Origin of the sequence: Kitasatospora sp. RG8, from assembly GCF_017813315.1 — a bacterium.
Classification (GTDB): domain Bacteria; phylum Actinomycetota; class Actinomycetes; order Streptomycetales; family Streptomycetaceae; genus Kitasatospora.
In genome coordinates this window covers 23,023-32,418 of the sequence record NZ_JAGIYX010000034.1, presented here as the reverse complement: position 1 = coordinate 32,418, position 9,396 = coordinate 23,023, and the positions used below count along the sequence as shown (strand labels likewise).

The 9,396-nt window shown below is 73.8% G+C and carries 1 protein-coding gene; it reads left to right on the top strand.

What is annotated here, in order from left to right; translation table 11 throughout:
- Window position 1 precedes the first annotated feature (1 nt).
- Entirely contained in the window at window positions 2-9,391 is a 9,390-nt protein-coding gene (locus J5Y04_RS34805) for an SDR family NAD(P)-dependent oxidoreductase (protein WP_209416543.1), read from the top strand.
- The last annotated feature ends 5 nt before the right edge of the window (window positions 9,392-9,396 follow it).

Sequence of the window (9,396 nt, the reverse complement as noted above, 5' to 3'; positions counted from 1 at the left end):
CATGCAGCACATCATCCGGCGCGAAGCCATCACCACCGCCCGCAGTGGTACACGGGTTCCCCTGGCCCGCCTCTGCCGGGAGATCGCGGACGGCACGGCGGCCCCGGCCGTCGAGGCCGCCGACGGCACCGCGGACACCCTGGTCGACGACGACCTGCTGAGCCGGCTGCTGCTCAGCCAGCTGCAGAGCGTGGGCCTGTTCTCGGACGCCGCCCCCCGCCTGCCGCTCGGCGAGGAGCTGCGGCGCTGGCTGGACGAGTCCGTCCGCCAGCTCCTCGACCGCGGCTACCTGCACGGCGACGCCGCGCAGGCCCGCCCGGTGCACGCGGTCAGCAGCCGCGACGTCTGGGCGGAGTGGGAGGAGCGCAGCGCGCAGTGGTCGCGCAACGCCGACCTGCGCGCGCAGGTCGTGCTCCTCGACGCCATGCTGCGCGCCCTGCCGCGGATCCTGACCGGCGAGGTGCTCGCCACCGACGTCATGTTCCCCAACTCCTCGATGGAGCTGGTCGAGGGGATCTACAAGAACAACCCCGTCACCGACACCTTCAACGGCGTCATGGCCGACGCGGTGGCCGGCATCGTGCGGGAGATCGTGCGCTGCGACCCGTCGGCGCGGATCCGCCTGCTGGAGATCGGCGCGGGCACCGGCGGCGGGAGCGTGAAGGTCTTCGAGCGGCTCGAACCCTTCGCCGCCCACGTCGAGACGTACTGCTACACCGACCTCTCCAAGTCCTTCCTGATGTACGCGGAGAAGGAGTACGGGCCCAGGTACCCGTACCTCGACTACCGGATCTTCAACGTCGAGGCGCCGCTGGCCGGCCAGGACGTCGAGCCCGGCTCCTACGACATCGTGCTCGCCACCAACGTGCTGCACGCCACCAAGGACATCCGCCGGACGCTGCGCAACGCCAAGGGCGCGCTGAAGGAGAACGGCGTCCTGCTCGCCAACGAGCTCTCCTCGCACTCGCTCTTCACCCACCTGACGTTCGGCCTGCTCGAAGGCTGGTGGCTGTACGAGGACACCGAGCTGCGCATCCCGGGCTGCCCGGGCCTGACCCCCGAGTCCTGGGAGGAGGTGCTCGACGAGGAGGGCTTCGGCGCGGTGTCGTTCCCCGCGCAGCGGCTGCACGACCTGGGCCACCAGGTGATCGCGGCCGACAGCGACGGGCTGATCCGCCAGGAGCTCGCGGGCGCCGTCGCCGACGGGGGCGCCGAGCCCGCGCGGGCCGCCGGCGCGCAGGACGCCCCGGCCCGCGCCGAGGCCCCCGCGCACCGCCCCGCGCGGACCGGGCCCCGCACACCGGCGGTCACGGACGAGGTGCTGGAACAGCACGTCAAGGACGTCATCTTCGAGCAGCTGAAGCTCTCCCTGAAGGTCGACCGGACGCAGATCTCCGCGGACGACGCCTTCATGGACTACGGCATCGACTCGATCATCGGCGTGCAGCTCATCCAGGAGATCAACCGGAAGATCGGCATCGACCTGGCCACCACCGACCTCTTCGACCACGGCTCGGTGAACCGGCTGGCCCGCTACATCGCCGGCGCCCACCGCGCGGAGGCCACCGCCTCGCTGCCGGCCGCGCTGCGCGCCCCGGCCGCCGAGCCCGCCGCGCTCCCGGCGGCCCACCCCGCCGCCCCGCAGCCGGCCGTCGCGCCGCAGGCCCAGCAGGCCCGGGTTCCCGCGCGGGCACCGCACGAGCCCGTGGGCACGCTGCACAAGGAGCCGATCGCCATCGTCGGCATGAGCGGCCGGTTCGGCGGCTCGCCCGGCGTCGAGCAGCTCTGGGAGCACCTGGCGCAGGGCCACGACCTGATCGAGAAGATCTCGCGCTGGGACATGTCGGGCTACCACCTTGAGGGCGCGCCGCGCTGCGAACACGGCAGCTTCATCGACGACATCGACCGCTTCGACCCGACGTTCTTCAACATCTCCGGCGTCGAGGCGACCTACATGGACCCCCAGCAGCGGGTGTTCCTGGAGGAGTCCTGGAAGGCGCTGGAGGACGCCGGCTACGCGGGCGCCGGCACCCAGGGCCGCAAGGTCGGCGTCTACGTCGGCTGCCAGGAGAGCGGCTACGCGCAGCTGTTCGGCGGCGAGGCGCCGCCGCAGTCCATGTGGGGCAACGCGCTCTCGGCGATGCCGGCGCGGATCTCCTACTACCTGGACCTCCAGGGCCCGGCGATCTCCGTCGACACCGCGTGCTCCAGCTCGCTGGTGGCCATCCACCTCGCCTGCCAGGGCCTGTGGGGCGGCGAGACCGAGATGGCCATCGCCGGCGGTGTCGCCATCCAGACCACGCCCAAGTTCTGGGTGATCGCCGGACAGGCTGGCATGCTCTCCGCGAGCGGCCGCTGCCACACCTTCGACGACCGCGCCGACGGCTTCGTCCCCGGCGAGGGCGCGGGCGTCGTCGTCCTCAAGCGGCTCAGCGACGCGCTCGCCGACGGGGACCACATCCACGGCGTCATCAGCGGCTCCGGCATCAACCAGGACGGCGCGTCGAACGGGATCACCGCGCCGAGCGCCAAGTCCCAGGAGCGGCTGGAGCGTTCGGTCTACGACGCGTTCGGGATCAACCCCGAGCACATCCAGCTGATGGAGGCCCACGGCACCGGCACCAAGCTCGGCGACCCGATCGAGTACCAGGCGCTCAAGCGGGCCTTCCGCCACTACACCCAGCAGCGGGACTACTGCGCGCTGGGCTCGATCAAGTCCAACCTCGGCCACACCATCACCGCCGCCGGCGTCGCCGGCGTCATCAAGGTGCTGCTCTCGCTGCGCCACCGGCGCATCCCGCCCTCGATCAACTTCGAGCGGGGCAACGCGCACATCGACTTCACCGACAGCCCGTTCTACGTGAACACCGAGGACCGCCCCTGGGAGGCCGGGGGAGACGGCACCCGCCGCGCCGCCGTCAGCTCCTTCGGCGTCAGCGGGACCAACGCCCACCTGGTGATCGAGGAGGCCCCGTACCGGGCCCACCGCACCGGCGGGCCCTCCGCGCACCTCGTCACCCTGTCCGCGGGCACCGCCGAGCAGCTGGAGGAGCAGGCCGAACGGCTCCTCGCGCACTGCGAGCAGCAGCCCGGCCTCGACCCGGGCGACATCGGCTTCACCCTGCTCGTCGGCCGCAGGCACCTGCCGCACCGGCTGGCCCTGGTCGTGCGCGACCAGGCCGAGCTGGTCCAGAACCTGCGGCTGTGGACGGCCAAGGGCCAGAGCCCGCGCGTCTGCGCCGGCGAGGTGCCCGCGCAGGGGAACCAGGAGCGCGCCGCGCTGCGCAACTTCGGCAACGAGTGCATCCGGCAGGCGGCGGCGGGCACCGACCCCGACTCCCTCGCCGAACTGCTCGCCACCGTCGCGGACCTCTACGTCCAGGGCTACGGCCTGGACTACGCCGCGCTGTTCGCCGACGGGCAGTACACCCGCGTCCCGCTGCCGACCTACCCGTTCGCCCGCGAGCGGTACTGGGTGCCGCAGGCGCCGCCGCAGACCGCAGCGCTCCCGGCCGCGGCCGGCCCGCACACCGCCGCGCACCCCCTGCTCCACACCGACGTCTCGGACTTCCGCTCCCGGCGCTACCGGTCCGAGTTCACCGGCGAGGAGTTCTTCCTCCGCGACCACGTGGTCAAGGGCCACAAGGTCCTGCCCGGCGTCGCCTGCCTGGAGATGGCCCGGGCCGCCGCCGCCCTCACCCTCGGCGGACCGGCCCGGGACGGCCGCGGCCTCGCCCTGCGCAACGTCGTTTGGGCGCGCCCGGTGACCGCCGGCGCGGAGCCCGTCACCCTCACCACCTCGCTGGTGCCCAGGGGCCACGACGAGGCCGACTACGAGATCGCCGGCACGGCCGGCGACGCCCCCGGCGCCGCGGTGGTGCACAGCCAGGGGCAGGTGGTCCTCAAGGACCTCGCCCCGGCCGTGCTCGACCTGCCCGGCCTGCGGGCGTCCTGCGGCCGCACCGAGATCGGCGCCGACCGCCTCTACCCGGCGTACGAGGCCATCGGCTTCGGCTACGGGGACGGGCACCGCGGCATCGAACGGCTGCACATCGGCCGCGACCAGGTCCTGGTGCAGCTGAAGCTGCCCGCCTCGGTGCGCGCCACCCGGGACGCCTACGTCCTGCACCCCAGCCTCCTCGACTCCACGCTCCAGGCCTCGCTCGGCATGGGGCTGGCGGGCGGCGAGGCGGACACCCTCGACGTGTCCGGCATGAAGCCCTCGCTGCCGTTCGCCCTGGACGAGCTGGAGGTCCTCGGCTCCTGCACCGAGGCGATGTGGGCCTGGATCCGCTACAGCGCGGGCGTCGAGCGGGGCGGCAAGGTCTTCAAGCTCGACATCGACCTCTGCGACGAGCAGGGCGGGGTGCGCGCCCGGATCAGGGGCATGTCCTACCGCGTCCTGGACGGCGAGGTCGGCGCCGTCGCCGAGACGCCCGTGACCCGGGCCGCCGGGGTGGAGTCGGTCGCCTTCGTCCCCGCCTGGCGGGAGCCCGCACCGGGCGCCGCGGCGGTCGAGCCGCACCGGCACGCCGTCCTGCTGCCCGACCTGCCCGCCCTCGCCGACGCGCTGGCCGGCCAGGACCCGGCGGTGCGGGTGCTGCCCCTGACCTCCGCCGCCGCTGGGATCGCCGAGCGGTTCACCGAGTACACCGAGCAGACCCTCGCCCACGTCCGGCGCCTGCTGGACGACCCGGCCCGGGAGCGGCTGCTGGTGCAGCTCGTCGTCCCCGACCGGGAGGAGCCGGCGACCGTTCAGGGCCTGCTCGGCCTCCTGAAGTCGGCCCAGGCCGAGGACCCGCGGCTGCTGGCCCAGGCCGTCCTGGTCGACCCGGACGAGCCCGCCGCGCAGCTCGCCGGCCGGGTCGCCGCCGGGCGCCGCCACCCCGGCGAGGCCTGCCTGCGCTTCCGCGACGGCCGCACCGAGGCGCTGACCTGGGCCGAGGACGACAACCGGCCCGAGACCCGGGTGCCCTGGCGGACCGGCGGGGTCTACCTCGTCACCGGCGGCCTCGGCGGGGTCGCGACCCTGTTCGCCCAGGACATGGCCACGGTGCACGGCATCACCGTCGTGCTGGCCGGACGCTCGGCGCTGCGCCCCGCGCAGCAGGCCGTCCTGGACGGCTGGCGCGCGCAGGGGGCGGACGTCCGCTACGAGCGCGTGGACGTCGCCCGGGCGGCCGAGGTGCGGGCGCTGGTCGAGGGGATCGTCCAGGAGCACGGCGCCCTGCACGGCATCGTCCACAGCGCCGGCGTCCTGCGTGACGGCCTCCTGCGGCGCAAGACCGCCGAGGAGTGCCGGGAGGTGCTCGCGCCGAAGGTGGCGGGCCTGGTCAACCTGGACGAGGCCAGCAAGGACGTCCCGCTGGACTTCCTGGTCGTCTGCGCCGGCGCGGCCGGGGTGTTCGGCAACACCGGGCAGGCGGACTACGCCGCCGCCAACGCCTTCCAGGACGCCTACACGCACCACCGGCAGGAGCTGGTGGCCCGCGGGCTGCGCTCCGGCGCCTCCGTCTGCGTCGACTGGCCGCTCTGGGCCGAGGGCGGGATGCGCGTCGACGCCGCCACCGAGACGGTGATGCGCGAGCGGCTGGGCATGGTGCCCATGCCGACCGCCACCGGGCTCGCCGCGCTGTACGCCGCGCTCGGCGCGCCGCGGATCCAGGTCCTGGTGATCGCCGGGGACACGGAGAGGATCCGGCGGACCGTGCTGCACGGGGCCCCGCAGCCGGAGCCCCGGCCCGCGGCCGCGGCCGCCGTGCCCGCGCCGGCCGGGCCCGCCGCGGGTTCCGCGGGCGCCGGACGGAAGGCCGTCCGCGCCGAGCTGGTCACGTACCTCAGGAACACGCTCGCCGAGGTGATCCAGGTGCCCGCGCACCGGATCGACCCCGGGGCGCCGTTCGAGCGGTTCGGCATCGATTCGGTGCTGGCGCTCGCCGTCACCAACCGGCTGGAGGCCGAATTCGGCTCGCTGTCGAAGACGCTCTTCTTCGAGCACCAGACCATCGACGACCTGAGCGGCTACTTCCTCGGCGCCCACGCGGGCGCGCTGGAGTCGGTGCTGGGCATCCGCGACGAGCGGCCGGAGCCGGCCGCGCCCGCCGCGCCGCCCGCCGTCCCCGCCGCGCCGCCCGCCCCCGCCGCCACGGTCCCGTCCGCTCCCGCCGCCACGGTCGCCACCGCGGCACCCGTACGGCGGGAGCCGGCCGGCGAGGCGCCGCAGCGGCGGTCCGCGCCGCAGGAGGACGCCATCGCGGTGGTCGGCCTCTCCGGCCGCTACCCCGGGGCGAACGACCTCGACGAGCTCTGGGAGGCCATGGTCGCCGGGCGCGACCTCGTCACCGAGGTCCCCGCGGACCGCTGGGACCACGAGCTCTACTACGACCCGGAGCCGAACAAGCCCGGCCGGACCCCCACCAGGTGGGGCGGGTTCATCGACGGCGTCGCCGACTTCGACCCGCTGTTCTTCAACGTCTCGCCGCGCGAGGCGGCGATCACCGACCCGCAGACGCGCCTCTTCCTGGAGTGCGTCTGGAACCTCCTGGAGGGCACCGGCTACACCCGCGAGCGCCTGCGCACCGCGTACGGCAGCCGGGTCGGGGTCTACGTCGGCGCGATGTACCAGCAGTACCAGCTGCTGTCGTCCGACATCGTCCACGAGTCCGTCACCTCGGTGATGTCCTACAGCGCCATCGCCAACCGGGTGTCGCACTTCTTCGACCTCCAGGGGCCGAGCCTCGCGGTCGACACGACGTGCTCCTCCTCGCTCGTCGCCATCCACCTGGCCTGCGAGGAACTCCGCCGCGGCGGCTGCGACATGATGATCGCGGGCGGCGTCAACCTGACGCTCCACCCGAAGAAGTTCCTCGGGCTGAGCCTGACCGGCCTCACCGGCAGCGATCCGGGCAGCCGGGCCTTCCTGGACGGTGACGGCTTCCTGCCCGCCGAGGGCGTGGGCGCCGTCCTGCTGAAGCCGCTGTCACGGGCCGTCAGCGACGGGGACGAGATCCTCGCCGTCATCAGGTCCAGCGCCACCAACCACAAGGGCCGGACCAACGGTCCGATGGTGCCCAGCCCCGACCGGCAGGCGGAGCTGATCGAGGAGAACCTGGAGCGCGCCGGCGTCCACCCGCGCACGGTCGGCTACGTGGAGGCGTCCGCGAACGGCTCCCAGCTGGGCGACGCCATCGAGTTCGCGGCGCTGCGCAAGGTGTTCGGGCGGCACACGCAGGACGAGGGCTTCTGCGCCCTGGGCACGGTCAAGTCCACCTTCGGCAACGCCGAGGCGGCCTCCGGCATCGCCCAGCTGAGCAAGGTCGCCCTCCAGTTCAAGCACCGCCGGCTCGTCCCGTTCGTCGGGCAGGGCGGGCTCAACCCCGGCGTCCAGCCGGCCGGGACGGCGTTCTACCTCCCGCGGGAGGCGCAGCCCTGGCACCGGCCGGTGGTGGACGTCGACGGGCAGGAGCGCGAGTACCCGAGGCGCGCGACCATCAGCGCCTTCGGGGCCGGCGGGTCCAACGCCCACCTGGTCGTCGAGGAGTACGTCCCCGAGCAGCCCGTCGCCGACGGGCACGGGCACGAGGACGACGGGGCGCCGCAGGTCGTCGTCCTCTCCGCGCGCAACGAGGGCCGGCTGAAGGCCGTCGCCGAGCGGCTGCTGGAGTTCGTGAACGCGCAGGACGGGCTCTCCCTCGCCGACCTCGCCCACACGCTGCAGAGCGGGCGCGAGGCCATGGACGCGCGGCTGGCGCTGGTGGCGGGGAGCACCCGCGAGCTCGTCGCGGGCCTCGGCCACTACCTCGCCGGCACCGCCGGCCAGGCCCCGGTGCCGCTCTTCACGGGCGACGCGCGGCGTGAGGACTCGGAGCTCGGCGCCCTGCTGAGCGGACGGGTCGGGGACGCGGTGGTCCGCGAGCTGCTCGCGGAGAACCGGCCCGAGAACGTGGCCCTGTTCTGGGCCCGGGGCGGGAACGTGCCGTGGGAGGCCCTCCCGCGCGGGGGCCGGGCGCCGCGGATGCTGCGGACGCTGCCGACCTACCCGTTCGACCGCAAGCGGTACTGGGTGCCCCAGGGCGAGCCGTCCGCGCCCGCTTCCGTTCCCGCGCCCGCGCCGGTGGTTCCGGCCCCGGCCGGGAACGGTCAGGCCGCCCCGGCGCAGACCGGCGCCGCGGAGCGGCTCACCGTCCTGGTCGCCGACCTGCTGGGCGTGCCGGCGGACGCGTTGGACCTCGACGCGTCGCTCCAGGACCTCGGGTTCAGCTCGATCCTGGCGATGCAGCTGGTGAAGGGCATCCAGACGGAGGTCGACCCCGCGGCCGACCTCCAGGCCCTGGCCGACTGCCGGTCGACCCGGGACCTGGTGCGCCGCTTCGGCTCCGCCGTACCGTCCGCCGCCGCGGCCGGCGGGGCCGCGCAGCCGCAGGCGCGCTTCCAAGAGGTGATCCGCCTCAACGCCGTCACCGAGGGCCGGCCGGTCTTCTGGTTCCACGGCGGGCTCGGCGGGCTGGAGGTCTACGCCGCGGTCGCCGACGCCTTCGGGCGGCCCTTCCACGGCATCCAGGCACGCGGCTGGATGTCCGACGCGGACCCGCTGAACGGCATCACGGCCATGGCCGCGCACTACGCGCACATCATCCGCACCGTCCAGCCCGAGGGCCCGTACGACCTCGGCGGCTACTCGCTCGGCGGCCTGCTGGCGTACGAGGTGACCCGTCAACTGCAGGAGCAGGGCGAGACGGTGGAGACCATCGTGATGGTCGACGCGATGTACGGTGATAAGGTGAAGGAAATGACCATGTCACGTAAGGACATGGTGCTCCAGCAGGTCAACGCCCTGCTGTTCGCGGCCGTCAGGCCGGCTCCGGAGAACTTCGCGGACGCGTTCATCGCGGCCGCCGAGGTCGACTGGAGCCAGGGCGACGACGAGCTGCTCGACCGGCTGATCGCCGTCGCGCAGCAGCGCGGCCTGGGCGGATCCGCGGAGGCGCTGCGCGCCCTCGTGGAGCAGAACGTCCGGGTCCAGGAGGCCTACGGGGTCCTGGAGTACGACGTCCGTCCGCTCGCCCGGCCGGAGTCCGTCACCTGCTTCTACTTCCGCAACAAGAGCGGCCTCTTCTACGGCGAGCTCGAACCCGTCTTCTCCACCCAGGAGGACGGCACGGCGCTGGACCAGGTGAACTACTGGGAGGAGTGGCAGCAGCAGCTGCCCGACTTCCACCGGACCGACGTGGACTCCTCGAACCACTTCGTGATCCTCAGCGAACCGAAGTCGCTCTCCGCCATCCGCTCGTTCTGCGAGCTGTTCTACTCCGGCAGCCGGGAGGAGAAGCGGATCGCGGCGGCCAAGACCTGGGTGGGTCGTCGCCGGCGGAGCCCGCGCAGCAAGAAGTGACCGGG